29 protein-coding genes are annotated in these 25288 nt (G+C 68.6%); 15 read left to right on the forward strand and 14 right to left on the reverse strand.

The window, feature by feature from the left end; translation table 11 throughout:
* Positions 1–13 precede the first annotated feature (13 nt).
* The gene (locus tag L8951_RS03165) at positions 14–526 is read right to left on the reverse strand and encodes a DUF2141 domain-containing protein (protein ID WP_244381540.1); all 513 of its coding nucleotides are present in this window, start codon (positions 524–526) and stop codon (positions 14–16) included.
* A 125-nt stretch (positions 527–651) separates the two neighbouring features.
* On the opposite strand from L8951_RS03165, the gene L8951_RS03170 reads away from it, so the two are divergent.
* Together L8951_RS03170 and lptG are read left to right on the forward strand one after the other, a co-directional pair.
* Entirely contained in the window at positions 652–1893 is a 1242-nt protein-coding gene (locus tag L8951_RS03170; RefSeq protein WP_244381541.1) for an LptF/LptG family permease, read from the forward strand.
* Positions 1893–2987, forward strand: coding sequence for an LPS export ABC transporter permease LptG (gene lptG, locus L8951_RS03175; protein WP_244381682.1), 1095 nt, complete (start codon positions 1893–1895; stop codon positions 2985–2987). The genes L8951_RS03170 and lptG overlap by 1 nt, the downstream gene beginning before the upstream one ends.
* A 13-nt stretch (positions 2988–3000) precedes the next feature.
* Here the strand turns inward: lptG and L8951_RS03180 are convergent, their stop codons facing one another.
* On the reverse strand, positions 3001–4125 hold the full coding sequence (locus L8951_RS03180) for a fatty acid desaturase family protein (protein ID WP_244381542.1): 1125 nt from the start codon (positions 4123–4125) through the stop codon (positions 3001–3003).
* Positions 4126–4264: 139 nt separating this feature from the next.
* On the opposite strand from L8951_RS03180, the gene L8951_RS03185 reads away from it, so the two are divergent.
* Positions 4265–5401 (forward strand): N-acetyltransferase, encoded by a 1137-nt coding sequence (locus L8951_RS03185; protein ID WP_244381543.1) that lies wholly within the window; start codon positions 4265–4267, stop codon positions 5399–5401.
* A 25-nt stretch (positions 5402–5426) separates the two neighbouring features.
* Here the strand turns inward: L8951_RS03185 and xth are convergent, their stop codons facing one another.
* From xth to L8951_RS03200, 3 genes are all read right to left on the reverse strand, one after another.
* The gene (gene xth / locus L8951_RS03190) at positions 5427–6206 is read right to left on the reverse strand and encodes an exodeoxyribonuclease III (protein WP_244381544.1); all 780 of its coding nucleotides are present in this window, start codon (positions 6204–6206) and stop codon (positions 5427–5429) included.
* The gene (locus L8951_RS03195; RefSeq protein WP_244381545.1) at positions 6206–6529 is read right to left on the reverse strand and encodes a HesB/IscA family protein; all 324 of its coding nucleotides are present in this window, start codon (positions 6527–6529) and stop codon (positions 6206–6208) included. Before L8951_RS03195 ends, xth begins: the two co-directional genes overlap by 1 nt.
* 68 nt (positions 6530–6597) lie before the next feature.
* Entirely contained in the window at positions 6598–7428 is an 831-nt protein-coding gene (locus tag L8951_RS03200) for a M23 family metallopeptidase (protein ID WP_244381546.1), read from the reverse strand.
* A gap of 450 nt (positions 7429–7878) precedes the next feature.
* On the opposite strand from L8951_RS03200, the gene L8951_RS03205 reads away from it, so the two are divergent.
* On the forward strand, positions 7879–8994 hold the full coding sequence (locus L8951_RS03205) for a phosphoserine transaminase (RefSeq protein ID WP_244381547.1): 1116 nt from the start codon (positions 7879–7881) through the stop codon (positions 8992–8994).
* Positions 8995–9090: 96 nt separating this feature from the next.
* Positions 9091–10677: a phosphoglycerate dehydrogenase gene (gene serA, locus L8951_RS03210; protein WP_244381548.1), complete on the forward strand. Its 1587-nt coding sequence runs from the start codon at positions 9091–9093 to the stop codon at positions 10675–10677.
* A gap of 44 nt (positions 10678–10721) precedes the next feature.
* Here serA and L8951_RS03215 read toward each other — a convergent pair whose 3' ends face one another.
* Complete coding sequence (locus L8951_RS03215) at positions 10722–11543, reverse strand: aldo/keto reductase (protein WP_244381549.1); 822 nt, start codon at positions 11541–11543, stop codon at positions 10722–10724.
* A 125-nt stretch (positions 11544–11668) separates the two neighbouring features.
* On the opposite strand from L8951_RS03215, the gene L8951_RS03220 reads away from it, so the two are divergent.
* Positions 11669–12958, forward strand: a complete 1290-nt coding sequence (locus L8951_RS03220) for an adenylosuccinate synthase (RefSeq protein ID WP_244381550.1) — start codon at positions 11669–11671, stop codon at positions 12956–12958.
* A complete protein-coding gene (locus L8951_RS03225) occupies positions 12955–13692 on the forward strand; it encodes a class I SAM-dependent methyltransferase (RefSeq protein ID WP_244381551.1) in 738 nt (245 codons plus the stop codon). The genes L8951_RS03220 and L8951_RS03225 overlap by 4 nt, the downstream gene beginning before the upstream one ends.
* Here the strand turns inward: L8951_RS03225 and L8951_RS03230 are convergent.
* From L8951_RS03230 to L8951_RS03250, 5 genes are all read right to left on the reverse strand, one after another.
* A complete protein-coding gene (locus L8951_RS03230; protein WP_244381552.1) occupies positions 13689–14042 on the reverse strand; it encodes a YkvA family protein in 354 nt (117 codons plus the stop codon). The two genes, L8951_RS03225 and L8951_RS03230, sit on opposite strands and share 4 nt — an antisense overlap.
* Positions 14039–14308, reverse strand: a complete 270-nt coding sequence (locus L8951_RS03235) for an acylphosphatase (RefSeq protein WP_244381553.1) — start codon at positions 14306–14308, stop codon at positions 14039–14041. Before L8951_RS03235 ends, L8951_RS03230 begins: the two co-directional genes overlap by 4 nt.
* 96 nt (positions 14309–14404) lie before the next feature.
* Positions 14405–15208 (reverse strand): enoyl-ACP reductase FabI, encoded by an 804-nt coding sequence (gene fabI / locus L8951_RS03240; RefSeq protein ID WP_244381554.1) that lies wholly within the window; start codon positions 15206–15208, stop codon positions 14405–14407.
* Entirely contained in the window at positions 15205–16149 is a 945-nt protein-coding gene (locus L8951_RS03245; protein ID WP_244381555.1) for a YihY/virulence factor BrkB family protein, read from the reverse strand. Before L8951_RS03245 ends, fabI begins: the two co-directional genes overlap by 4 nt.
* 94 nt (positions 16150–16243) lie before the next feature.
* On the reverse strand, positions 16244–17203 hold the full coding sequence (locus tag L8951_RS03250) for a DnaJ C-terminal domain-containing protein (protein ID WP_244381556.1): 960 nt from the start codon (positions 17201–17203) through the stop codon (positions 16244–16246).
* Between the two features lie 69 nt (positions 17204–17272).
* Here L8951_RS03250 and pdxH point away from each other — a divergent pair, with 69 nt between their 5' ends.
* The 4 genes from pdxH (at position 17273) to L8951_RS03270 (ending at position 20446) form a co-directional block, all read left to right on the forward strand.
* The gene (pdxH, locus tag L8951_RS03255; RefSeq protein ID WP_244381557.1) at positions 17273–17851 is read left to right on the forward strand and encodes a pyridoxamine 5'-phosphate oxidase; all 579 of its coding nucleotides are present in this window, start codon (positions 17273–17275) and stop codon (positions 17849–17851) included.
* Positions 17848–18822, forward strand: a complete 975-nt coding sequence (locus tag L8951_RS03260; protein WP_244381558.1) for a cation diffusion facilitator family transporter — start codon at positions 17848–17850, stop codon at positions 18820–18822. Before pdxH ends, L8951_RS03260 begins: the two co-directional genes overlap by 4 nt.
* Complete coding sequence (locus tag L8951_RS03265; protein WP_244381559.1) at positions 18819–19631, forward strand: PhzF family phenazine biosynthesis protein; 813 nt, start codon at positions 18819–18821, stop codon at positions 19629–19631. The genes L8951_RS03260 and L8951_RS03265 overlap by 4 nt, the downstream gene beginning before the upstream one ends.
* Positions 19632–19795: 164 nt before the next feature.
* Positions 19796–20446, forward strand: a complete 651-nt coding sequence (locus L8951_RS03270) for a hypothetical protein (RefSeq protein WP_244381560.1) — start codon at positions 19796–19798, stop codon at positions 20444–20446.
* Here L8951_RS03270 and mnmA read toward each other — a convergent pair.
* Positions 20443–21549, reverse strand: a complete 1107-nt coding sequence (gene mnmA / locus L8951_RS03275; protein WP_244381561.1) for a tRNA 2-thiouridine(34) synthase MnmA — start codon at positions 21547–21549, stop codon at positions 20443–20445. The two genes, L8951_RS03270 and mnmA, sit on opposite strands and share 4 nt — an antisense overlap.
* 75 nt (positions 21550–21624) lie before the next feature.
* On the opposite strand from mnmA, the gene L8951_RS03280 reads away from it, so the two are divergent.
* The 3 genes from L8951_RS03280 (at position 21625) to L8951_RS03290 (ending at position 22682) form a co-directional block, all read left to right on the forward strand.
* On the forward strand, positions 21625–21822 hold the full coding sequence (locus L8951_RS03280) for a hypothetical protein (protein WP_244381562.1): 198 nt from the start codon (positions 21625–21627) through the stop codon (positions 21820–21822).
* Between the two features lie 93 nt (positions 21823–21915).
* Positions 21916–22215 carry a CtrA inhibitor SciP gene (sciP, locus tag L8951_RS03285; protein WP_244381563.1) on the forward strand — a complete coding sequence of 100 codons (300 nt, stop codon included), beginning with the start codon at positions 21916–21918 and terminating at the stop codon, positions 22213–22215.
* Between the two features lie 194 nt (positions 22216–22409).
* The gene (locus L8951_RS03290; protein ID WP_244381564.1) at positions 22410–22682 is read left to right on the forward strand and encodes a GlsB/YeaQ/YmgE family stress response membrane protein; all 273 of its coding nucleotides are present in this window, start codon (positions 22410–22412) and stop codon (positions 22680–22682) included.
* Positions 22683–22788: 106 nt separating this feature from the next.
* Here L8951_RS03290 and L8951_RS03295 read toward each other — a convergent pair whose 3' ends face one another.
* On the reverse strand, positions 22789–23532 hold the full coding sequence (locus tag L8951_RS03295) for an SIMPL domain-containing protein (protein ID WP_244381565.1): 744 nt from the start codon (positions 23530–23532) through the stop codon (positions 22789–22791).
* A gap of 89 nt (positions 23533–23621) precedes the next feature.
* Complete coding sequence (locus L8951_RS03300; protein WP_244381566.1) at positions 23622–23882, reverse strand: GlsB/YeaQ/YmgE family stress response membrane protein; 261 nt, start codon at positions 23880–23882, stop codon at positions 23622–23624.
* 217 nt (positions 23883–24099) lie between these two features.
* Here L8951_RS03300 and L8951_RS03305 point away from each other — a divergent pair, with 217 nt between their 5' ends.
* A complete protein-coding gene (locus tag L8951_RS03305; protein WP_244381567.1) occupies positions 24100–25281 on the forward strand; it encodes an efflux RND transporter periplasmic adaptor subunit in 1182 nt (393 codons plus the stop codon).
* Positions 25282–25288 lie beyond the last annotated feature (7 nt).

The following is a 25288-nucleotide window of genomic DNA, read 5'->3' on the forward strand; positions in this document are numbered from 1 at the left end:
CGCCCCCCTCGCCTCAGCGGGTCCACGGCCCGATCGACAGCCCCTTCAGATAGAGCAACCGGACGCCCATCCGCCGCGTGCCGTTGCCGACCCGGAAGGCCACTTCGTCATGCTCGGGCTTACGATCGAACAGCGTGATGGACGCATTGTTCGAGAAGGCGCCGCCGTCGCGGCGACCGATTTCCTTGTCGCCGTCGAGGTCGTGCTGGAGCCCGAAGGCATAGGTGCCGGGACGCGGCACCGCCACGCACAGGTCGACATCGCCGCGCGGCGGCACGGCGACCGTGAGATGGTGAATCTTGCGCCCGCCGACCAGCCAGTTGTCGGGATTGCCGTCGTAGAGCGAGAGCCGCAGCGTCCCCGTTTGCGCCTTGAACCCCGACACCCGAACGAGCACCGAGGGCCGCCCGGCATCGCAGGCATCGACATCGCCATAGACCCCCGCGGCACGGGCGGGGGCGGCCGACACCAGCCCCGCCACCAGGCAGGCGGCCGCGGCGTGGAGGGCAAAAAGCTTGTTCGACATGATTGACTCGGCTTTCGGGCTATGGGCACAGGGGGCGCGTTTCGGCGGGGTCGCGAACCCGCCCCGGCTGCCCTATATGACCGCCAATTGGGCAATTTCATGGTCGGTTGATGAACGGGAGATAAATGGCGCTGATCGACCGATATCTGGCCCGGGCCATCTTCATCCCGTTGCTGGGCACCCTGCTGCTCGCCGCGATGCTGCTGGTACTCGACAAGATGCTGCGGCTGTTCGATTTCGTGGTGTCGGCGGGCGGGCCGGTCAGCGTGGTGTGGCAGATGCTCGCCAACATGCTGCCTGAATATTTCGCGCTCGGCATCCCGATCGGGCTGTTGCTCGGGATCCTGCTGGCCTTTCGCGGGCTCGCGCTGTCGTCCGAGCTCGACGCGCTGCGCGGCATCGGGGTGAGCTACGGGCGGATGCTGCGCGTGCCCTATTTCTACGCGATCGCCCTGCTGCTGCTCAACCTCTTCATCGTCAGCTATGTCGAGCCTTATGCGCGCTACAATTACGAGGGGCTGCGCTTCGACCTGCGCTCGGGCACGCTCGGCGCCTCGATCAAGGTCGCCGAGTTCAACCGGCTGGGTGACGACCTGACGCTGCGGATCGACAAGTCGGAGGAGGAGGGCAGCGACCTGTCGGGCATCTTCGTCGCGCTCAAATCGGACGAGATGGACATCGCCGCCACCGCCGCGCGCGGCGAGTTCCTCGCCACCGACGACCCCGACACGATCATCTTCCGGCTGCGCGACGGGCGCCTCATCCAGGACGAGGCCAGCTTCGCCACCCCGCGCACGCTCGCCTTCGACAGCTACGACCTGCCGATCCGGCTGCCCGAGGTGGGGGCCTTCCGATCGCGCGGGCTCGACGAGATCCGCGAACTCTATCTGCCCGAACTGGCGCAGCTCGCCTATTTCACCGCGGGCGCCGATCCCGAGCAGCAACTGGCGGCCCGCGCCAACCTCCACTTCCGCCTCGTCGAGGTCATCATGATGCTAATGCTGCCGCTGCTGGCGATCGCTTTGGCGGTCCCACCCAAGCGATCGAGCAGTTCGCTCGGCATCTTCGTGGCGATCGTGATGGTGGTGACCTACCACAAGATCAACCAATATGCGCAGGGCGCGGGCGCGCAGGGGCGGCTCAACCCCGAGCTCGCGCTCTATGTCCCCTTTGTCGTCTTCGTCGTGCTGATCGGCTGGATGTACCATGTCATCGCGCACCGCCCCGGCGGGCAGCCGATCGGCGCGCTCGAGGCCGCCTTCGCCAAGGTCGCCAAGGGCGTGAAGAAGCTGCTCCCCAACCCGCGCGCGCGAGCGCTGGCGCGGCGGCAGGCGGCGCGTGACGCGCGGGAGGCCGCCGCCTCGTGATCAATCTCGACTTCATGCCCTCGCGCCGGCTCGCGCTCTACATGGTCAAGCTGATGGTCTCGCGCAGCCTTGCCGTGCTCGTCGCGCTGGTGCTCGTGCTGCTCATGCTCGACCTCCTCGGCGAGAGCGGGAAGATCCTCGCGGTCGAGGGCAATGGCGAGGCCGACCTGTGGCGCTACGCGGGGCTGCGGCTGCCGATGCTGGTCAGCCGTTTCCTGCCTTTCTCGGTCCTGCTCGGCTGCCTCATCGCCTTTGCCGGGCTCAACCAGCACAGCGAGGTGATCTCGATGAAGGCGGCGGGGCTGTCGGCGCACCAGATCCTCGCCCCGCTCATCATCGCCGCCGCCGGTCTCGGCGCGCTATTGTTCGCCTTCAACGAGGCGGTGGTGGTCGATTCCGCGCGCGTCATCAACGCCTGGAAGGACAGCGACTACGAGCCGATCCCCCCCGATACCGGGGTCTACACCAATGTCTGGCTCGCGCAGGACGGCACCCTTGTCCACGCCCGGCAGGCCTCGGGGCGCGGGCCCGACTTCCAGATCACCGACCTCACCCTCTACGAGCGCGAGGCGGGCACGGTGGCGCGGATCGTCGAGGCCGATCGCGCGCTGCCCCATGGCGACCGCTGGATGCTCGAGGGGGTGCGCCGCTACGACGCGGGGATGAACCTTGTCACCGAGACGGCGCGCGAGACCGCGCTGCCGGGGATCGGGCCGGCCCAGTTCCGGCTCGCCAAGGTCGACCCCGAGGCGCTCGACATCGTCACCCTCGGGCGCACCATCGCCGACCTCGAGGCGGCGCAACTGTCGACCACCGCGGCGCGGGCCGGCTGGTGGCACAAGATCACCGGTCCGGTCTCGACCATCCTCATGCCGCTGCTCGCCGCGGTCGCCGCCTTCGGGCTCGCCCGGTCGGGCCAGCTCCTGCTGCGCGCGGTGATCGGGATGGCGCTCGGCTTCGCCTATTTCGTCGCCGACAACTTCAGCCTCGCGATGGGCAATGCGGGGGTCTATTCGCCGATGCTGGCGACGTGGGGACCGGTGATCCTCTTCGCCGCGCTGGGCGAAGCGATCCTCATCCGATCGGAAGAATGACAGGCAGCGCGCCCTAGCGGCGCGCGAAGGTCTGCCGCGCGAGGTTGGCGACGAGCGGCCACAGCCCGGTCGCGCTCGTCCGATGATAGGCCGAGCCCGCCTCCAGCTCCTCGCTCAGCCGGCGATGCGCCTTGCCGAGGTTATGGTAGGGCACCCCCGGCAGCAGGTGGTGGAGCGCATGGTAGCGCAGCCCCACCGGCGCCCACAGCGCCGAAAGCATGTTGGGCGGCGGCACGTTGACGCTGTCGAGATACTGCTCGGTCACGCTGACCGGCTGGCGCGCGTCATTTTCCCACAGGTGCGCGACCAGCGTGCGCAGCTGGTTGAGCCCCATCAGCGCGCAGGCGACGAGCATGAAGGTCACGAACGCCGAGACGGGGACGAGCCCGGCGACAACGGCGCCGATCAGCGCCCAGCTCCACAGCACCCCGCCCACTTCCTGGTAGGTGAACTGGCGCGCGAACTCGCCCTCGGGCCAGGCGCGGCGGAAATCGGGATTGATCTGCAGCCCCGAATATTTCTCGACTACCTGCCGACGCAGCGCGGCGGAGAAGAAGCTCAAGGGGGCGAGCAGCGCGAAGCGGAACAGGAGCAGCACCGGCGCGAGCGTGCCGAACAGCATGAAGACGGGCAGGCTCCACGGCTTCATCGAGGCCAGCGGCAGATATTCGGGATCGTCGATGGTGCCGAACTTGGTCTTGGCGTGATGCTGGTTGTGTACGCCTTCGTACATGAAGGAGGGCGCGAACAGCGGCACCCCCACGAGCATGTTCCAGACCAGCCGGAAATAGGGCAGGTCGCCCTTCTTGATATGCGCGATCTCGTGGATGAAGCTACCGGCGCGGTAGAGCGCGAGCGTCGCCACCGCGCCAAAGGCGAGCTTGAACCCGATCGGCCCGGCAAGGATCGCGGCGACCAGCGCGCCATAGCCGAGCAGCACCGAGGCGAGGAGATCGGCCCAGTAGATGCGCGCATCGGGGCGGTTGAGATCGCGGGTCAGCTGCGCGGCGGCCTTGAGCATCGCCTTGTCGTCGTTGCCGGCCGGCGCCTTGCTCGCGCGCACGCGCGTACGCGAGGGCGCGCCCAGCGCGATGAAGCCCGTCTCGTCGGGGGCGAAGGATTTGGTCTCGAACGTCATGCTGCTTCTGTCGCTTCCTCGCGCCTTTCTTCGCCAAATGCGGCACCATGATGGCGGGCGCGCGATCGGTGCGTTTTTTAGCGAAACCAACCTGAAGCTAGGATGACAAAGTCGTTGCGGAGCGGTAGCGCAGGAAGCGATGTCGAAGAGCCTTTCCGTCACTCCCGTTCGCGGCCGCGCCGATCGGGCCGCCTTCATCGACCTGCCATGGGCGATCTACGCCGACGACCCCCATTGGGTCGCGCCGCTGAAGGCCGAGGTCCGGGCCTTGCTCGATCCGCGGGCCAACCCCTGGTTCGCGCACGGCGACCTGCAGCTCTTCCTCGCCCGCCGCGGCGAGGAGGTGGTCGGGCGCATCAGCGCGCATGTCGACCACCTGTGGGCCGAGCGCTATCCGGGGCAGGGCCATTGGGGCCTGTTCGAGGCCAAGGACGCCGAGACCGCCGCCGCGCTGATCGCCGCCGCCGAGGACTGGCTTCGCGCGCAGGGCATGACGAGCGTGGTGGGCCCCTTCTCGCTGTCGATCTGGGACGAACCCGGCCTGCTGATCGAGGGGTTCGAGGAACCCCCGATGGTCATGATGGGCCATCACCGACCCGTCTACCAGCGCTGGGTCGAGGCCGCGGGCTATGCGAAGATCCGCGACCTCCTCACCTTCGCGCTCGACATCCGGATCGACATGATCCCGGTGATCGACAAGCTCATCAAGCTGGGCGAGAAGAACCCGCGCATCGTCATCCGCGACGTCGACAAGTCGAGGTTCGACGAGGAAGCGGCGATCATCCTCGATATCCTCAACGACGCCTGGTCGGACAATTGGGGCTATATCCCGCTGACCGATGCCGAGATCGCCCAGGCGGGCAAGAAGCTGAAACCGATCATCGTCGAGGACCTCGTCAAGATCGCCGAGGTCGACGGCGAACCGGTCGCCTTCATGCTGACCATCCCCGACATCAACGAACTAATCGCCGACCTCGACGGCAGGCTCTTCCCCTTTGGCTGGGCCAAGCTGCTGTGGCGGCTGCGCAAGCCCTATACGCGCCGGGTGCGCGTGCCGCTGATGGGGGTGCGCAAGTCGCACCAGAAGGGGCGCATGGCGAGCCAGCTCGCCTTCATGATGATCGAATATACGCGCCGCGTTTGCGTCAACAAATATGGCATCAACTTCGGCGAATTCGGCTGGGTGCTCGAGGACAACCAGGGGATGATGAGCATTGCCCAACTGCCCGGCGCGGGCACCAACCATACCTACCGCGTCTACCAAAAAGCGCTCTAGCGCCCCGTTTGACCCTAGCCCGCCCCTAGTCCGCCAGCGTGGCCCAGACGGGGGCGTGATCGGACGCCTTTTCCTCGCCGCGCGCCCATTTGTGCACCCCCGCGCCCGTCAGCCGGTCGGCCGCCGACGGGCTGCACAGCAGGTGGTCGATGCGAAATCCCGCGTCGCGCTGCCACGCGCCGCGCTGGTAGTCCCAGAAGGTGTAGAGCTTGGGCTCGTGCGGGTGAAAGCTCCTCAGCGCATCGGTCCAGCCCTGGTGGACGATGCGGCGAAACGCCTGCTGGCTTTCGGGCTGGAACAGCGCGTCGTTCTTCATCGCCGAACGCGAGAAGGTGTCGCGGTCCTCGGGGATGACATTGTAGTCGCCCGCCAGCACCACCGGGGTCTCGCTCGCCATCAGGTCGGCGGCGCGGCGGCGTAGCTGCTCCATCCAGTCGAGCTTGTAGGTGAATTTCTCGGTGCCGATCGGGTTGCCGTTGGGCAGGTAGATGGACGCGACCGTGATCCCCTTCACCTTGGCCTCGATGTAGCGCGACTGGTCGGGGTTGGGATCGTCGGGGAGCCCCTTCATCACCAGCTCGGGCGCCTCGCCCCGGGCGAGGATCGCGACCCCGTTGAACCCCTTCTGCCCGTGCCAGACGCCGGGGTAGCCCGCCTCCTCGAACGCCTTTTTCGGCAGCGTCTCGTCGGCCGACTTCAGCTCCTGCAGGCAGATGATGTCGGGCTGTTCCTTGGCGAGATATTCGGTCAGCCGCTCGAGCCGCGCGCGAATGCCATTGATGTTGAACGAAACGACGCTCGGCATCAGATCGAGAAGCTCGAGCCGCAGCCGCAGCCCGAGGCCGCCTGCGGGTTGGTCACCTGGAAGCTCGCGCCCCCGAGATTCTCGACATAGTCGACCGCGCTTCCCTTGAGGAAATCGAGGCTGACCGCGTCGACCAGCAGCGTCACCCCGTCGGTCTCGCTGGTCACGTCGCCTTCCTCGGGCTCGCCCAGTTCGAAGCGATAGGTAAAGCCCGCGCAGCCGCCGCCGTCGACGCCGAGCCGCAGCATCGCAGGTTTGCCCTGCTTGTCGGCGATCGCCTTGACGCGCGCGGCCGCCTTGGGAGTGAGAAGCGGTGTATCCATGGCCCCGATGTAAGAAGGGCGGCTGCCCCCGGCAACCGCCCTTCGCGATTTCGTGATGGTCGAAGCGCTTACTTCGAGCCGCCGATGGCGTGCATCATCTCGCCGTCGCCGCCATCGCGCATGGCGATCAGGTAATCGGTCGATTCCATAAAGGGGATCGGGTTGACCGAGCGCCCGTCGATGCGGACTTCGTAGTGGAGGTGGCTGCCGGTCGAGCGGCCGGTCGAGCCCATCTTGCCAATCTGCTCGCCGCGGGTCACGCGCTCGCCGCGCTGCACCTGCACCTTGGACAGGTGGGCGTAGCGGGTGATGATGCCGTTGCCGTGGTCGATCTCGATGAGGTTGCCGTAGCCGCCAGAGTTCCAGCCGGCGCGCTTCACGACCCCGTCGGCGGTGGCGAGGATCGGGGTGCCGATCGGACCGGCAAGGTCGATGCCGGCGTGGCGGGCACGACGTTTCTTGAAGGGGTCGGTACGCGTCCCGTAGCTCGAGGTCAGGCGCGCCGCCTCGACGGGCTTGGCCGACGGCACGGCGATCGCCCCGTCCTGCAGATTGTCGAGGCGTTTCCAGCTCTGGAACAACTGCGCGAACGTCTCGTCGCCCTCGGCCGCCGCCTCGAGCGGGCCGCCGACACCATCGACGCGGTCGGCCACGCCCAGTTCCTCGAGTTCCTTGACCTGCGCGGCGTAGCGCTCGTCGAGCAGCCGGTTGGCCATCGCCGCGAGCACCCGCTGGCGGGTCTCGACGCGCTCGTGGAAGGCCAGTTCCTGCTCGAGGCTCATCACCTCTTCGCGCTCGTTGAGCAGCTGCGCGGTGGCAAAGCCCGACCAGCTGGTCAGCCCGAACACCATGGCGATGGCGAAGATCTGCGAGATCGCCGAGACCTTCAGCCGCGACACCTTGTCACCATCGCGCAGGAAAATTTCGCGATCGCGAAAAAGCCCGCCCTTTCGAATCGACTTGAAAGCCATTGTTCCGCCCGCTCCAGTTCCTCATGCGCTCCCTCCCCCCAAGGAGGAACCGCCCTATCATGTCAGGAAGCCCCCATGCTTCCCCGCTCTCGCCGTGATGGATCACAGCGCTTTGTCGAGGCTGACCCTGTCGCGCTTTGGTTAAGAAACTCAAGTCATCGTTCCCTATTCCCGGACGAGTTGTTGAGACGAAGCGACGAGTTGAGGCACCATTTGCGTTAGATTAATTTTTTAATGTCGATTAAACGGAGCAAACTGCGGTTTTTGTCAAAGATTCACCCGTTCGTTTTGCCGGGTTCCGCTGCCGCCTAAAGCAGCCTATCGAGGGGTCGGGACACGCCGCCCCAACGCGGCGCTTCTCTCTGTAAGGGGAGTGACATGATGAACAAGCCCGACGTCCGCCCGGCTCGCCCGCATTTTTCCTCGGGCCCCTGCGCCAAGCCGCCGGGGTGGCGCCCCGACCGCCTCGCGCTCGAGGGGCTCGGGCGCTCGCACCGCAGCGCGCACAACAAGGCGCGGCTCGCGCATTGCATCGCGATGATGCGCGACCTGCTCGACCTGCCCGACAGCCACCGCATCGGCATCGTCCCGGGCTCGGACACGGGCGCCTTCGAAATGGCGATGTGGACGATGCTCGGGGCGCGGCGCGTCACCGCGATGGGCTGGGAAGCGTTCGGCAAGGACTGGGTCAAGGACGCGATCGAGCAACTGCGGCTCGACCCGATCGCGATCGAGGCCGACTATGGCGACCTGCCGCACCTCGACGAGGTCGACTGGTCGACCGACGTGCTGTTCACCTGGAACGGCACCACCTCGGGGGTGCGCGTGCCCGACGGCGACTGGATCCCCGACGATCGCGAGGGGCTGTCCTTCGCCGATGCGACCAGCGCGGTGTTCGCGCACCGCCTGCCGTGGGCCAAGATCGACGTCGCCACCTTCAGCTGGCAGAAGGTCCTCGGCGGCGAGGCGGCGCACGGGGTCCTGATCCTCGGCCCGCGGGCGGTCGAACGGCTCGAGAGCTTCCGCCCCGAGCGCCCGCTGCCCAAGCTGTTCCGCCTCACCAAGGGCGGCAAGCTCAACGAGGGCATCTTCACCGGGGCGACGATCAACACTCCCTCGATGCTGTGCGTCGAGGATGCGATCGTCGCGCTCGAATGGGCGCGCGGGATCGGCGGTCTCGACGCGATGATCGAACGCGCCAAGGCGAACGCCGCCGCGGTCGACCGGCTGGTCGCGGCGCGCGACTGGCTCCACCACCTGTGCCCCGACCCCGCGATCCGCAGCCGCACCGGTGTCTGCCTGACCGTCGACGGTCCGCCCGAACGCGCCAAGGCGATCGTCAAGCTGATCGAGGACGAGGGCGTGGCCTATGATTTCGGAGCCTATCGCGACGCCCCCGCGGGGCTGCGCATCTGGTGCGGTGCCACCGTCGACACCGCCGATATCGACAAGCTCGGGCCGTGGCTCGATTGGGCCTGGGCCAAGACCGCCTAGGGGATAAGCGACCGGGCCCCGGCCCGCTCGCTCGCTGACCGACCACCCGTTTCCGCCTCGCATGCGGAGCCAAGCCCACAGGGAAAGGGACGCTGCATGACCGTCAAAGTCCTCATCGCCGACAAGATGGATCCCCGTGCCGCCGCGATCTTTCGCGAGCGCGGAATCGAGGTCGACGAGAAGCCCGGCCTGTCGCCCGACGAGCTCGAGCGCATCATCGGCGATTATGACGGGCTCGCCGTGCGCTCGGCCACCCGCCCCGACGCCAGGATCCTCGCCGCCGCCGACCGCCTCAAGGTGATCGGCCGCGCCGGCATCGGCGTCGACAATATCGACGTCACCGCCGCCACCGGCCGCGGCATCGTCGTCATGAACACCCCCTTCGGCAATTCGATCACCACCGCCGAACATGCCATCGCGCTGATGTTCGCGCTGGCCCGCCAGCTGCCCGCCGCCGATGCCTCGACGCAGGCGGGCAAATGGGAAAAATCGCGCTTCATGGGGGTCGAGCTGAGCGGCAAGACGCTCGGGCTCATCGGTGCCGGCAACATCGGCTCGATCGTCGCCAGCCGGGCGCAGGGGCTGCGGATGAAGGTGATCGCCTACGACCCGTTCCTCACCCCCGAACGCGCGCTCGATCTCGGGATCGAGAAAGTGGAACTCGCCGACCTGCTCAAGCGCGCCGACTTCATCACGCTGCACACCCCGCTGACCGACGACACGCGCAACATCCTGTCGCGCGAGCGGCTCGAGCAGACCAAGCCGGGGGTGCGCATCGTCAATTGCGCGCGCGGCGGGCTGGTCGACGAGGAAGCCCTCAAGGACCTGCTCGAGCGCGGGCATGTCGCGGGCGCCGCGCTCGACGTCTTCGAGGAGGAACCGGCGACCGACAACCCGCTGTTCGGCACCCCCGGTTTCATCGCCACCCCGCACCTTGGCGCCGCCACCACCGAGGCGCAGGTCAACGTCGCCATCCAGGTCGCCGAGCAGATGGCCGACTACCTGCTGCTCGGCGGCATCACCAACGCCCTCAACTCGCCCTCGATCAGCGCCGAGGAGGCGCCGCGTGTACGCCCCTACATGGGGCTTGCCACCAACCTCGGGCGCCTCGTCGGGCAGGTGCTCGGCGAGGAGGTCTGCGCTATCGCGGTCGAGGTCGAGGGCGCCGCCGCCGAGCTCAACATCACCCCGATCTCGGGCGCCGTGCTCGCCGGGCTGATGGGCAGTTATTCGGACAGCGTGAACATGGTCAATGCGCCGGTGCTGGCCAAGGATCGCGGGCTCGACGTGTCCGAGGTCCGGCACAGCCACGAGGGCGACTATCACACGCTCGTCCGCGTCAAGGCGACCTTGAAGGACGGCAGCGAATGCGCCGTCGAGGGGACGCTGTTCGGCGCCGACAACCCGCGGCTGGTCAAGATGTTCGGGGTGATCGTCGAGGCCGAGCTGACCGGACCGATGCTCTACCTCGTCAATGTAGATGCACCCGGCTTCATCGGTTCGCTCGGCTCGACGCTGGGCGATGCCGAGGTCAATATCGCCACCTTCGCGCTGGGGCGCCGCGACATCGGCGGCGAGGCGCTCGCGCTGGTGGCGATCGACAGCGAACCGACCGACCGGCTGCTCAAGGCGCTGCGCCAGATCCCCGACGTCAAGCGCGTCGTCCCGCTGCGCTTCGACTGATCAGCCGCCGCGCGGTCGCGCGCCCTGCGCGGCAGCTAGAGGCCTCAGCAGAAGTCGGCCGGATCGGGTCCCATCCGGCCGTCCTCGCCAAGGTCCATCGCATCGATTCGCACCATCTGCTCTTCGCTCAGCGCAAGGCGCGTGGCCGCGAAATTGTCCGCCATATGCGCTCGCCCCGAGGCCTTGGGGATAGCCGACAATTTGTGCTGGAGATGCCAGCGCAGCACCACCGCCGCCGCCGGCTGGCCGGTCTCGCTCGCAATCGACGACAGCACCGGATCGTCGAAATAACGCGCGCGCCCGAGCGGGGACCAGCTCTGGGTGCAGATGCCGAGCTCCTCGTGAAGCGCCCGCAGTTCGCGCTGCTGGAAGGTGGGGTGGCATTCGACCTGATTGAGCGCGGGCACGACGCCGGTTTCGCCGACGATCAGTTCAAGCTCCTGCGCGCGGAAGTTGGACACGCCGATCGAGCGCGCGCGTCCCTCCTCGCGCAGCTCGATGAACGCCTTCCAGGTGTCGAGGAACCGGTGCTTGTCGGGACAGGGCCAGTGGATCAGCAGGAGGTCGACCCGCGCGCGCCCGAGCCGGTCGAGGCAGTCGCCAAGGGCGCGCTTGGCGGCGGCATGGCCCTGGTCGTCGTTCCAGATCTTGGTGGTCAGCCAGACGTCGTCGCGACCCTCCAGCCCCGCGCCCACCCCGCGTTCGTTTGCGTAGATGGCGGCGGTGTCGACCAGCCGGTAGCCGACCTCGAGCGCCGTGCGCACCGCCGCCTGCGCCGCGTCCTGCGCGATCTTGTAGGTGCCGAACCCGAGCTGCGGCATCCGGCGGCCGTCATTGAGGGTGAGCATGGGCTGGTCGTCGGTCATCGATCCTCCTGTGCCAGACAAGGGCCGAGCGGCGCGTCCGTTCCGCCGACCCTGTGCGAAATCGTCGCTGGACGCGGCTGGCTTCCCCCCCTAGTCACGGGCCGAACAGTCTTGGGGAGGGCCAATTGGCCAACGTCACCGTCATTGGCGCCCAGTGGGGCGATGAGGGCAAGGGCAAGATCGTCGACTGGCTCGCCAGTCGCGCCGACCTCGTGGTCCGCTTCCAGGGCGGGCACAATGCCGGGCACACGCTGGTCGTCGGCGGCACCACCTACAAATTGTCGCTGCTGCCGAGCGGGATCGTGCGTGGCACGCCGAGCGTCATCGGCAATGGCGTCGTGCTCGACCCCTGGGCGCTCAAGGCGGAGATCGAGAAGGTCTCGGCGCAAGGGGTCGACATCACCCCCGAGAACCTGTGGATCGCCGAGAACACCCCGCTCATCCTGCCGATCCACCGCGACCTCGATGCGCTGCGCGAGGATGCATTGAGCAAGGGCAAGATCGGCACCACCCGGCGCGGCATCGGCCCCGCCTATGAGGACAAGGTCGGCCGCCGCGCGATTCGCGTCTGCGACCTTGCCGAGCTCGACCATATCGCGCCGATCTTCGAGCGGTTGTGCGCGCATCACGACCACCTGCGCGCGGGGTTCGGCGAGGCGCCGATCGACCGGGACGAGCTGCTGGCCCAGCTGCGCGAGATCGCCGATTTCGTCACCCCCTTCGTGCGCCCCGTCTGGCGCGACCTCGACGAGGCGCGCCGCGCGGGCAAGCGCATCCTGTTCGAGGGCGCGCAGGGCACGATGCTCGACGTCGACCACGGCACCTATCCCTTCGTCACCTCGTCCAACACCGTGTCGGGGACGGTCGGCGCGGGTAGCGGCATGGGCCCCAACGCGGCGGGCACCGTGCTCGGCATCACCAAGGCTTATACGACGCGGGTCGGCTCGGGCCCCTTCCCCACCGAACTGCACGACGAGATCGGCCAGCGGCTGGGCGAGCGCGGGCACGAATTCGGCACCGTGACCAGCCGCCAGCGCCGGTGCGGCTGGTTCGACGCGGTGCTGGTGCGAAAGTCGGTCGCGGTCACCGGGATCAACGGCATCGCGCTGACCAAGATCGACGTCCTCGACGGGCTCGACACGGTGAAGATTTGCACCGGCTACCGGATCGACGGCACCGACTATGACTATCTTCCCGCCTCGGCGCAGCTGACCGCCAGGATCGAGCCGGTCTACGAGGAGATGCCGGGCTGGTCCGAGACGTCGGCGGGCGCGCGCAGCTGGGCCGACATGCCTGCCAACGCGATCAAATATGTCCGCCGCATCGAGGAACTTGTGCGCTGCCCGGTGACGCTGCTGTCGACCAGCCCCGAGCGCGACGACACGATCCTCGTCTCGGACCCGTTCAGCCAGTGACGAGCCGCGAGACCACCGGGCTCCTGCCGAGGGACCATGCCGCCAACGCCCATGTCGGCTGGGCCGACCGGGCCGCGGTCGCGCTGCTCGCCCCCTTCACCGCGCCCTTCCTTCTCAAGAGCCTGCGAGGCGGGGCGAAGCACGAGAAGCAGCGACTGTGCCGGCGGCTAGACCTGGCCCCCGACGCGCTCCCCAACCTCGGCTCGTGGAAGGCCGATACCGGTTTCCTCCACCTCATCGTCGACCACATCCTCGAGCATCGGCCGCAACGCGTAGTCGAGTTCGGTTGCGGCGCCTCGAGCCTCGTCATCGCCGCCGCGCTCAAGCAGGTCGGCTGCCCCCCCCACCTGAGCTTCGACCAGCATGCCGATTTCGTCGACCAGACCCGCGGCTGGCTGCGCGAGCACGGGCTCGAGGCCGAGATCCGCCACGCCGCGCTCAAGCCGATCGACGACGACTGGCCCGGGCTGTTCTACGACACCGGCGCGCTCGAGGACGGGGTCGAGCTGATGATCATCGACGGCCCGCCCTGGACGATCCACCCGATGACCCGCGGCGGCGCCGCGCGGCTGTTCGGGCACCTCGCCCCGGGGGCCACGGTGTTGCTCGACGATGCCGCGCGCCCGGGCGAGCGGCTCGTCGCGCGGCGATGGAAAAAGGCGCATCCCGAGATCGACTTCCACCTCTGGAAGGGCGGCGAGAAGGGCACGCTGGTCGGGCGCAAACGCGGCTAGCCGAGCGCGCGCCAGCCGAGGTACGCGAGCGCGAGCCACAAGGCGATCACGATGGCCAGCCCGGTCTGGCTGACCGGGCGCTCGGCGAGGAGCGCGGCCTCGGCGCGCAATTGCGCCCGCAGCGCCTTGGGCACCAGCTTGAGCGCGACCCACACCCCCACCGGAACGATCAGCAGGTCGTCGACCAGCCCGATGACGGGGATGAAATCGGGGATCAGGTCGAGCGGGCTGAAGGCATAGGCCGCGACCAGCGCGGCGACCCCTTTGGCGAGCCATGGCACGCCCGGGTGCCGCGCGGCCACCCACAATACCAGCGCCTCGCGCTTGAGCCGGCGCGCCCAGTCCTTCATCGCTTGATGGAGAAGCCCTCGCAGCCCTGCGGATCGACATCCTCGGCTTCCACCGCGGCGACACGCGCGGCGGGGGGGCCGTCGGACAGCCGGTCGACCAGTTCGTCGAGCGCGATGCGGCTGCCCTCGACATGCGCCTCGACGCTGCCATCCTCGCAATTGCGCACCCAGCCGGCCACGCCGCGGCGTTCGGCCTCCTGCTTGGTGGTGGCGCGGTAGAAGACCCCCTGGACCTTCCCGGTGATATGAAGATGTCGTGCGACCATGGCGCGACAACGCGCGGACCCGCCTGGGCGTTGCCCGCGCGCGCGGTGAACGGCACGCCGCGCGCGCCGTGCCGACCCGCTCGCCGCGCCCGGCGCTCAGTCGAGCGCGATGTCGGGCGCGTCCTCGGCCTTCATGCCGACGACATGATAGCCCGCGTCGACATGGTGCACCTCGCCGGTCACCCCGCTCGACAGGTCGGAGCAGAAATACAGCCCCGCCCCGCCGACATCGTCGATGGTGACGTTGCGGCGCAGCGGCGCGTTGAGCTCGTTCCAGCGCATGATGTAGCGAAAGTCGCCGATGCCGCTCGCCGCGAGCGTCTTGATCGGGCCGGCGGAGATGGCGTTGACGCGAATGCCTTCGGGGCCGAGGTCGGCGGCGAGATACTGGACGCTGGTCTCGAGCGCGGCCTTGGCGACCCCCATCACGTTATAGTGCGGGATCACCTTTTCGGCACCGTAATAGGTGAGCGTCACGATCGAGCCGCCGGCCGACATCATCTCTCGCGCGCGCTTGGCGACCGCGACGAGGCTGTAGGCCGAGATGTTCATCGTCATCAGGAAGTTCTCGAGGCTGGTATCGACATAACCGCCGCGCAACTCGTTCTTGTCCGAAAAGCCGATCGCGTGGACGACGAAATCGAGGCTGTCCCAATGCTCCCTGAGCTGGGCGAAGGCGCGGTCGAGATTGTCCATGTCGGCGACATCGCAATCGATCAGGATGTCGCTGCCGAGTTCGGCGGCGAGCGGGCCGACGCGCTTCTTCAGGGCATCGCCGAGATAGGTGAACGCCAGCTCGGCGCCCTGGTCGGCCAGCTGCCGCGCGATGCCCCATGCCAGCGACTTGTTGTTAGCGAGCCCCATGATCAGCCCGCGCTTGCCCTTCATCAACCCGGTCATTTGATCCCCTCATCGATCGGTTCGTCTTCGTCCGCCGCCTCGTCCTCGCCCGGGTCCTCGACCTCGAGTTCGTCCGCATGCGGCCCCGAATAGCGTTCGCCCTTTAGCGCCTTGTCGCCCGATGACGCTAGGGCCGCGTTGAGTTCGGCGCCGATCACCACCCCGAAGCCGATGATGTAGAAGAAAATGAGCGCGACCATCGCGCCGGCGAGGCTGCCGTAGGTGCGACCATAGCCGCCGAACAGTTGCACCGCCTCGGGCAGGAGCGCCACGGTGACCAGCCACCACAGCGTGATCGCCAGCGCGCCAGGCCAGATGCGACAGCTCTTCTTGCGGTAGCGCAGCGGGGTCAGCGCCCAGATGACGAGGTAGATGGTGACGTAGAGCGTGAGCGCGGGGACGATCCGCAACAGCGCGATCAGTCCGGCGCCCTCGCGGGTGACCGGGAACCAGGTCTCGATCAGCGCCTGCACGCTCGACAGCGTCAGCGAGGAGGCAAAGGCGATCATCAGGAGGAAGACCGAGCCGACGATCAGCCCGATCGAGGCAAGCCGATATTCCCAGAAGGGCGCGACCATGCGCACGCCATAGGCGCGGCGCAGCACGTCACGGATCGTCTCGATATAGCTGCCCGTGGTCCACAGGCCGACCAGCGCCCCGAACCACAGGAGCGGCCCGGGGCGGCGCGCCGAGACCTCGAACAGGGGCCCCGCGAGCGCTTCGGCGACGTTGGGGGGAAGGCGCGACAGTACGGTCAGGATCGCGCCCTCGCTGGCCCCGCCCTCGCCCAGCAGCACCGCCACCGCGGTGGCCAGGATGATGAAGGGAAAGATCGCCAGCATCGAGATATAGGCAAGGTTGCCGGCGTGGATGAAGCCGTCCGAATAGACCCCGATGACGACGCGCTTGGTCACTTCCCACGGGCGGTCGCTGTCGCGCAACCGGCGGATCGCCTCGGAGCCGAACCTGGCCTTGAGCGCGGCCAGCCGGCGCCGCCGCGCCTCGGGCGACTGGGGCGATCGGTTGATCAGTGCCTCACCCGCCCATCCCGGCGCGCGGATTGCCGGGATGGTCCCATTGCGCCGCGAAGGCCTCTAGCGCCGCATCGCCCTTGGGAATGGCGATCTCGAGCGTCACCAGCTGGTCGCCGTGGCCGCCCGACTTCTTCGAGAAACCCTTCCCCTTGAGCCGCATCACGGTGCCCCCGCTGGTCCCCTTGGGAATGGTCATGGTCACCGCGCCGGTGACGGTCGGCACCTTCACCTTGCCGCCGAGCACCGCTTCCTTGAGCGTGATCGGCAGGTCGAGCCGGATGTCGTCGCCGTCGCGCTTGAAATGCTTGTGGCCGCTGATCGCGATGGTCACGATCGCATCGCCCTTGCCCCCGGGGCCGTCCTCGCCCTGCCCGGCGAGGCGGATCTTGGTCCCGTCCTCGACCCCGCGGGGCAGCTTCAGGTCGAGCGTCTTGCCGCCCGCCAGCTTGACCCGCTGCGGCTCGAGCGTGGCCGCGTCGATGAACGGCACGCTCAATCGGTAGCTGACGTCCTGCCCCTTGGGCGGGGGGCCGCGGCGCCCGAACCCGCCGAAGCCGCCCGCCTGCGACTGCGACTGGCGCTGGCGCCCGCCGCCGAAGATGCCCTCGAACAGGTCCGACAGGTCGGCTTCCTCGAACCCGGCCTGCCCCGCGCCCGAGCCGGGATAGCCCTGCGCGCGTCGCCCGCCTCCCGCGCCGAACGGGTGGCCGCCCCCGAAGCCGGCGCCGAAGGGCGAGCGCGGGTCGCCATTCTCGTCGATCTCGCCGCGGTCATATTGCGCGCGCTTGTCCTTGTCGGACAGGATATCGTAGGCGGCCGTCACCTTGCCGAAGCGTTCGGCGGCGCCCGGATTGTCCTTGTTCCGGTCGGGATGCAGCTGCTTGGCGAGGCTGCGATAGGCTTTCTTGATCTCGGCCTCGCTCGCCCCGCGCGAGATGCCCAGTTGCTGATATAGGTCCATAGAACAGTCCTAAAGCCGATCCGCGCGCAAAATGCCAGCCTTGCCAGCCTTTCCTCTGCCCCCTACGCCATGGCCATGGATCCGTTCCACCTGTTCGACGACTGGTTCGCCGAGGCGCGCGCCGCCGAGCCCGCCGATCCCAATGCCATGGCGCTGGCCACCGCGACTCCCGGGGGGGCGCCCTCGGTGCGGATCGTGCTGCTCAAGGATCACGGCCCCGACGGGTTCGTCTTCTATACCAACCAGCACAGCCGCAAGGGCGAGGAACTCGCCGCCAACACGCGCGCCGCGCTCGCGTTCCACTGGAAATCGACCTACAAGCAGGTGCGCATCGAGGGGCGGGTCGAGCCGGTCGATGCGGCCACCGCCGATGCCTATTTCCAGAGCCGCGGGCGCGACAAGCAGCTCGCCGCCGCCGCGTCGGACCAGAGCCGCCCGCTGCCCTCGCGGCAGGTATTCCTCGACCGCATCGCCGCGCTCGAGGCGCGCTATCCCGAGGGGGATCTGCCGCGCCCGGCGCATTGGGGGGGGTATCGGCTTGTGCCCGAGCGGATCGAATTCTGGGAAGGCACGCCCGAGCGGATGCATCACCGCATCCTCTTCACCCGCAGCGCCGAGGGCTGGGACGAGGGGCTCCTCTACCCATGAGCGGGGTGCACGGGCACGGGCACGACCATGGCCACGACCATCACGGCGCGCGCGCCAGCCTGACGAGCCGCGCCGCGATCCTTTCGGTGTCGGTCGCGCTGTTCCTCGTCGCGCTCAAGGTCTGGGCGAGCTGGTCGACCGACAGCGTCGCCATGCTCGGCAGCCTCGCCGACACCGCCCTCGACCTCATCGCCAGCCTCGTCACTTTCTTCGGAGTGCGCTACGCCGCCATGCCCGCCGACGAGGAGCATCGCTTCGGCCATGGCAAGGCGGAGGCCATCGCCGCGCTGTTCCAGGTCATCCTCATCTCGGTCAGCGCGATCGGCATCGCCTGGCGCGCGATCGCGCGCTTCGGCTCGGGGGCGCGCACGCAGGAGCTCGAACTGGGGGTCGGCGTCTCGGCGGTGGCGATCCTCGTGACCCTCGGGCTGCTGGCCTACCAGCGCCACGTCATCCGCCAGACGCGGTCGGTCGCGATCCAGACCGACCACGTTCATTACCAGTCGGACCTCCTGCTCAACCTCGCGGTGATCGCCGCGCTCGCGCTCGACCAGCTGGGCGGGGTCCCGCTCGCCGATCCGGTCTTCGGCATCCTCATCGCGCTCTGGCTGCTGCGCGGGGCCTGGCGCGGCGCGAGCCATGCCATCGACCAGCTGATGGATCGCGAATGGGACGATGAAAAGCGCGACCGCTTCATCGCCATGATCAACGCGCATCCCGAGCTTCACGGCATCCACGAATTGCGCACCCGCACCTCGGGAGGGCATGATTTCGCCCAGTTCCACATCTGGCTCGATCCCGCCATGACGGTGGCCGAGGCGCATGACGTGATGGATGACATCGAAGCGCGCATCCATGCCGAGTTCCCCGGGGTCGACCTGCTGATCCACCCCGACCCCAAGGGGCTCGAGGAGCCGGGACAGGACATGCGCCCCGAGACCCCCGGCCACGAGACGGAGCCCTCGCCATGACCCGCGCCCTGCCCTTCTATCAGGTCGACGCCTTCACCGTCGGCGACCAGCGCTTCACCGGCAATCCTGCCGCGGTCATGCCGCTCGACGGGCCTGCCTTGCGCGATGACCAGCTGCTTGCGATCGCCGCCGAGAACAACCTGTCGGAGACCGCCTTCACCTGGCCTTGCGCGGCCGCCGCGGAGGCCGATTTCGAGCTGCGCTGGTTCACCCCCACCACCGAGGTCGCGCTATGCGGTCATGCCACGCTGGCCGCCGCGCATGTCCTGATCGGCGAGCGCGAGGCGATCCGCTTCCGCACCCGCAAGGCCGGCGTGCTGACCGTCACGCGCCGCGGCGACCGGCTCACGCTCGACCTGCCGCTCGCGCCCGCCGCGCCGACCGAGCGCGCCGACGAGGTGCGCGCCGCGCTGCGCGCCCCCGAGGCCGAGGTTGTGCTTCGCGCCGGCCCCGAGCCGCTGTTCATCGCCGCGCTGGAGGACGAGCAAGCCGTGCGCGCGCTCGCCCCCGACTTCGCCGCGCTGCGCGCCATTCCGGGGCTCGTCATGGTCACCGCGCCGGGCGCGGCACCCGATCTCGATTTCGTCAGCCGGGTGTTCGCCAGCGCCTACGGGATCGACGAGGATCCGGTCACCGGCAGCGCGCATGCCGGGCTCGCCCCCTATTGGGCCGAACGGCTCGGCAAGACATCCCTCAGCGCGCACCAGGCGAGCGCGCGCGGCGGCGCGCTTGCCTGCACGCTGGACGGCGAGCGGCTCCGGCTCGGCGGGCGCGCGCTCACCGTTATCGAGGGCCGATTCCTGCTGTAGCGCCCGGGCGCGGGCGCTGCGGCGACCCCCCGGGCTCCCATGGCCGTGCTCCCATGGCCGTGCCCCCCCATGTCGTGACCCCATTGCCACGCCGGGCAATTTCTTGCCGCCGTCGGGCAGTTTGTCCTTGAGGCGCGGCTACGCAGATGACAAGCGAGGGGGGAATGACGGCTTGCGGGGCGCACGTCCCCGGGCGGTCGACGCCCGAGACGGTCTACGGCGCCTATCAAAAACAAACGGTCGTCTGCCAAAAAATGCCTGCCGACGACCCGCGCCCGCACGCCGAACGGCTTTGCCCTGTCGGGGAACGGTATGCGACCGCACAGGGGATACAGGACCGCCTTTCCGACGCCGTGCTGGCTAAGGACCAGGCAGCCATCGCTTTCTGGGCCGCCAAGATGGACGAAGCCGCAGAAGACCCCGACACGCGAACAGAGGCTCAGAAAGCGGCAGATGCCAAGGAAGGTGGGGGTCGCGGCACCTGTGCGCCGAAAATTATTCCGACCAACACCGTCGCCGCAAACGCCCCGACCGGCACGACCGCGGGCAGCGCGACCAATGGCGCCACGACCACGACTGGCCCTACCACGACGGGGACCACGACCGGAACGACCGTGAGCGGCGCGACCAATGGCGTCACCACCACAGGCGGCACGATGGCCGGCGGGACGAGCACCAGCGGCACTGCGCTCGCGACCGGCGCCGCCGGCGGGTTCAAGGTTACCGGCGACACGGTCGCGGTCCTCGGCACGCAGGCGGTGATCGGCTACATGGCGCTCAAGGGCGGCAGCGAAGACCGCCCCGCCTCCAACTAGGCGGGTAGCATCTCGGCGGGCTCGGTGGCGGCGATGGTGCCGCCGCCGAGCAGCCGTTCGCCTTCGTAGAACACCGCCGACTGCCCCGGCGCCACCCCGAACTGGGGCGCCTCGAACCGGACCGCGCCGTCCGACAGCCGCGCGCGCACCGGCGGCGCGAGGCTGCGCACCTTGGTGTCCACCAGCGCCTGCGTCTCGCCGATCCAGTTCAGCTCCTCGATCATCGCCCCCGCGACCGCGAGCGCGGCCTTGGGGCCGACCACCACGCGCCGCGCCGCCGCGTCGATCGCCACGACATAGAGCGGTTCGGGCTGCCCGCCGATCTCGAGCCCGCGGCGCTGGCCGATGGTGTAATGCACCGTGCCCGGATGCTCGCCGAGCACCTCGCCGTCGAGCCCGACGATCTCGCCCGGCGCCTGCGTCTCAGGGCGCAGCGTCTTGACGAGGCGGGCGTAATCGCCGTCGGGGACGAAGCAGATGTCCTGGCTGTCGGGCTTGGCCGCGACCTCGAGCCCCGCTTCCTCGGCCAGCCGCCGCACCTCGGGCTTGGGCAGGTCGCCCAGCGGGAAGCGCAGGAAATCGAGCTGGTCGAGCGTGGTGCCGTAGAGGAAATAGCTCTGGTCGCGGCGCGGGTCGCGCCCCTTCCACAGTTGCGGCTTGCCGTCATCGCCTACGACGCGGCGGACATAGTGGCCGGTGGCGAGGCAGGTCGCGCCCAGTTCGCGCGCGAAGGCGAGCAGGTCGACGAACTTCACCCCCTGGTTGCACTGCGAGCAGGGAATCGGCGTGCGCCCCGCCGCATAGTCGTCGGCGAACTTGTCGATGACGCCGGTGCGGAAGCGCGATTCGTAGTCGAGCACGTAATGCGCGATGCCGAGGCGGTCGCACACCATCTTGGCGTCATAGATGTCCTGCCCCGCGCAGCAGCTGCCCGATCGCGCCATCGCTTCGCCATGGTCGTAGAGCTGGAGCGTGACGCCGATCACCTCGGCGCCGGTGCGGGCGGCGAGGCAGGCGACGACGCTCGAATCCACGCCGCCCGACATGGCGACGACGATGCGCGCATCGGCGGGCGCGCCTGGAAGGTCGAAAGTGGGGGACATGACTGCTTCTTTACCGGAAATTCACCCTGTTCGCATAGGGGTTGCGAACCACGAGGCGAAAATAGGGGGCCGGCATTGGCGCGACATGAACGGGATTTCGACGATGCGACCCCGATCACGCTCGAGACGATCGAGGCGGGTCTGCCCGGGTTCGAGGCGCGCATCCGGCGCAACCTCGACCGGGTGCGATTCCTCTCGGGAGAGAAGGTCGAGGGCAAGCTGTCGGGGGCGTTCGCCGACATCGCACGGTTAACGCACGGCAAGGATAGTTAAGCGGGTCGTTAACCTTCCCCCATGACCAATTGTTCAAGGGGCACGAATAAACATCAAGGCCGTGACGAGAGACATTTCAAGTTGAGGAATTCGATGCTCGAAAACCAGGAAATCCGCCCCGCACAGGTGATTGGCCCGCTCGGCGAACCGCTGACGCTCGACAGCCTGCCCCCGGCCTCGACCACGCGCTGGGTGGTGCGCCGCAAGGCCGAGGTGGTCGCCGCGGTCGCGGGCGGCCTGCTGACCGTCGACGAGGCGTGCGAGCGCTACGATCTCAGCCTCGAGGAATTCACCAGCTGGCAGCGCGCGGTCGACCGCTCGGGTATGCCCGGGCTGCGCGTCACCCGGCTCAAGCAGTATCGCGACCAGTATGAGCGCCAGCAGCGTTTCTAGGACGCCGCAGCGACAGTAACCGCGTACCCGAGACTTAACGTCTTCCCTGGAACGGCCCCGTCATCTCCCTGACGGGGCCGTTTTTCTTCGCGGCTTGCGAAAGATGTCGCGGGCGGAACAATCCGGACCTTGGGCCTTTGATTCGGCGCAACCGGACAACAGAAGCCGGGCGTCCGTTCATAGGGAGAGAAATCATGCTTACCTGGATCCTGATCATCATCGTCGGCGGCATCCTCGGCTGGCTCGCCAGCATCGTCATGCGCACCGACGCCCAGCAGGGCATCCTGCTCAACATCGTCGTCGGGATCGTCGGCGCGATCCTCGGCGGGCTGCTGCTTGCCCCGATCATCGGCGGCGGGTCGATCACCACCGGCGATTTCTCGATCTCGAGCCTGCTGGTCTCGCTGCTCGGCGCGATCATCCTGCTGGCGATCGTCAACCTCGTGCGCCGCGGTCGCGTTCGCTAGCGCGCACCCCGACCCCAACGAAAGGGCCGGACGCCGCGTGGCGCCCGGCCCTTTTTCGTGGCCAGCCCGGGCGACGCGCGCGGCGCCCGCGCGCCCGGTCGCCCGGCTACTCGAGGATGAAGCGCATCTCGAGGCTCACCCCGATTTCCTGCTCGCCCGCCTCGATCGGCGGCGCCGCGGCCGCGTCCATCTCCATGCGCGCCCCGGTCACCACGATCGGCGAGGGCATGCGCGAGCGCCCTTCCGAGAAATGCGCGAGCCGCACCACCCGCTTGCCGAGCGCCTTGGCGTAGAGTTCGGCGCGCTCGCGCCCCTGCTCGAGCGCGTCGCGGCGCGCCTCGTCGAGCGCCTCGTCGGGATCGTCGAGCTCGAAGCTTGGCCCGTTGATCTGGTTGGCGCCCTCCCCGACGAGGATGTCGAGCACGCGTCCCGACTGCTCGATCTCGCGGAACCGCACGCTCACCATGTTGCTGGCGCGATAGCCGCTGATCTTGGCCACCCCGCCGTAGCGACGGTCCTCGTAGATCGGGCTGAGGTTGATCTGCTGGGTGCGGATGTCGCGCCGCGCCACCCCGAGGTCGCGCAGCGCCTCGACCACCCGTTGCATCGACGCGCTGTTGAGCCGCAGCGCCTCGCTCGCATTGCCCGCCTCGCTGGTCACCCCGGCCGAGATGGTGACGATGTCGGGCACGCGCGTCGTCGTGCCCCGCACCACGAGGTCGAGCACGGTCTGGTCGGCACCGACCTCGATCGCATAGGCCTCCTGCGCCGCCGCGGGCGCGCTCGCCCCCGCGGCCCCGGCCAGCCCCGCGCCGGCCAGCGCCAGCACCATTCCAAGTCGCTTGCTCATCACTGCAATCCTCCTTCTGCTGGGCCACGAGCGTCGGCCCGCCCCGCGCGCAGTCGAGCAGGGCGCGCCGCAACGCTGGCTGAACGCAATCAGCGCTTCTTGAGGATCAGGCGATAGACGCCGAGGATGATCAGCGCGCCGATGATCGCGGCGATGAAGCCGGCGCCCTCGCCCTCGTCGTACCAGCCGACCGCCTTGCCGAGGAAGCCCGCGAGCAGCGCCCCCGCGATCCCGAGCAGGACGGTCACGAAACACCCGCCCGGATCCTTGCCCGGCATGATCAGCTTGGCGATCGCTCCCGCGATCAGGCCGATGACGATCCACCAGAACCAGCTATATTCCGCCAACATCGCGTTCTTCTCCCTTATCGTGCTGGACCCGCTTGCGGGCGCCCGCTACCGGGCATCGTTACGATAGAGTATCATTTGCCGCGCACAAGGTTCCAACCGTTCGTCGAACCGCCTCGACCGCCGGGAGGATCGCGATGTTTTTGCGGTGCAACTGTGCTACCCGTATGATACGGCGGGGCGACCGCGGCCGCCGTGAGGAAATTTTAGGGATATGACGATGAATCGTGAACTCGCGCTCGATGACGGCCTCGCTGTCGCGGACCAGGCCCGCCACCGGCGCAAGCGGCGGGCTTTCCTGATCGGCGGGCTGATCGTGCTCGCGGTGCTGCTGGCCGCCTATTTCGCCTTTTCCTCGGGCGAGGAAGAGGGCGCGACGGGGCCGCGCGCCGCCGGCGCCGCAGGGGGCGGGCAGGCGCCCAGCGTGTCGGTCATCGTGCCCGGCACGAGCGAGATCGGGCGCACCATCATCGCCGCGGGCACGCTCGCCGCGCGCCGCGACCAGGCCGTCGGCGTGGCCGGATCGGGCCGCGTGACCCGCGTCCTCGCCGAAGCGGGCAACTGGGTGCGCCAGGGCCAGCTGCTCGCCTCGATCGAGCGCTCGGTGCAGACGCAGACCGCGCAGCAGCAGCGCGCGCAGATCGCCGCCGCGCAGGCCGATGCCGACCTCGCCAAGAGCGAGCTCGAGCGCGCGCAGGCGCTGGTCGAGCGCGGCTTCGTCAGCCAGGCCGACATCGATCGCAAGCAGGCCGCCTACGACGCCGCGCGCGCGCGCGTCGCGGTGGCGCAGGCGCAATTGAACCAGACCCGCGCCTCGATCGGGCTGCTCGACATCCGCGCGCCCACCGCGGGGCTCATCCTAGAGCGCAACATCGAGGTCGGGCAGGTCGTCAGCCCCGGCACCCCCTATGCCTTCCGCATGGCGCGCGGGGGCGAGATGGAGATGCGCGCACGGCTGAGCCAGGAGGACCTCTCGGCGGTCAGCGTCGGGATGCCCGCGCTGATCGTGCCGACGGGTACCGACACCCAGTTCGATGGCCGCGTCTGGCAGGTCTCCCCGGTGATCGACCCGCAGAGCCGCCAGGGTGAGGTGCGCATCGCCATCCCCTACGATCCCGCGATCCGCCCCGGCGGGTTCGCCGAGGCGCGGATCGGCGCCGGTGCCACCACCGCCCCGCTCCTGCCCCAGTCGGCGGTGCTCGCCGACGCGAGGGGGAATTTCGTCTATATTGTCAATGCCGACAACGAGGTCGTACGTCGCGACGTCACCGTCGCCAGTGTCGATGATCGCGGCGTGACGATCGCGAGCGGCATCGACGGGACCGAACAGGTGGTCAGCCGCGCCGGCTCGTTCCTGACCGAAGGGCGCAAAGTCTCGCCCGTCCGCGAATCCGCGCGCTAGGAGAGAA

Source organism: Sphingomicrobium astaxanthinifaciens, assembly GCF_022865105.1.
Classification (GTDB): Bacteria; Pseudomonadota; Alphaproteobacteria; order Sphingomonadales; family Sphingomonadaceae; genus Sphingomicrobium; species Sphingomicrobium astaxanthinifaciens.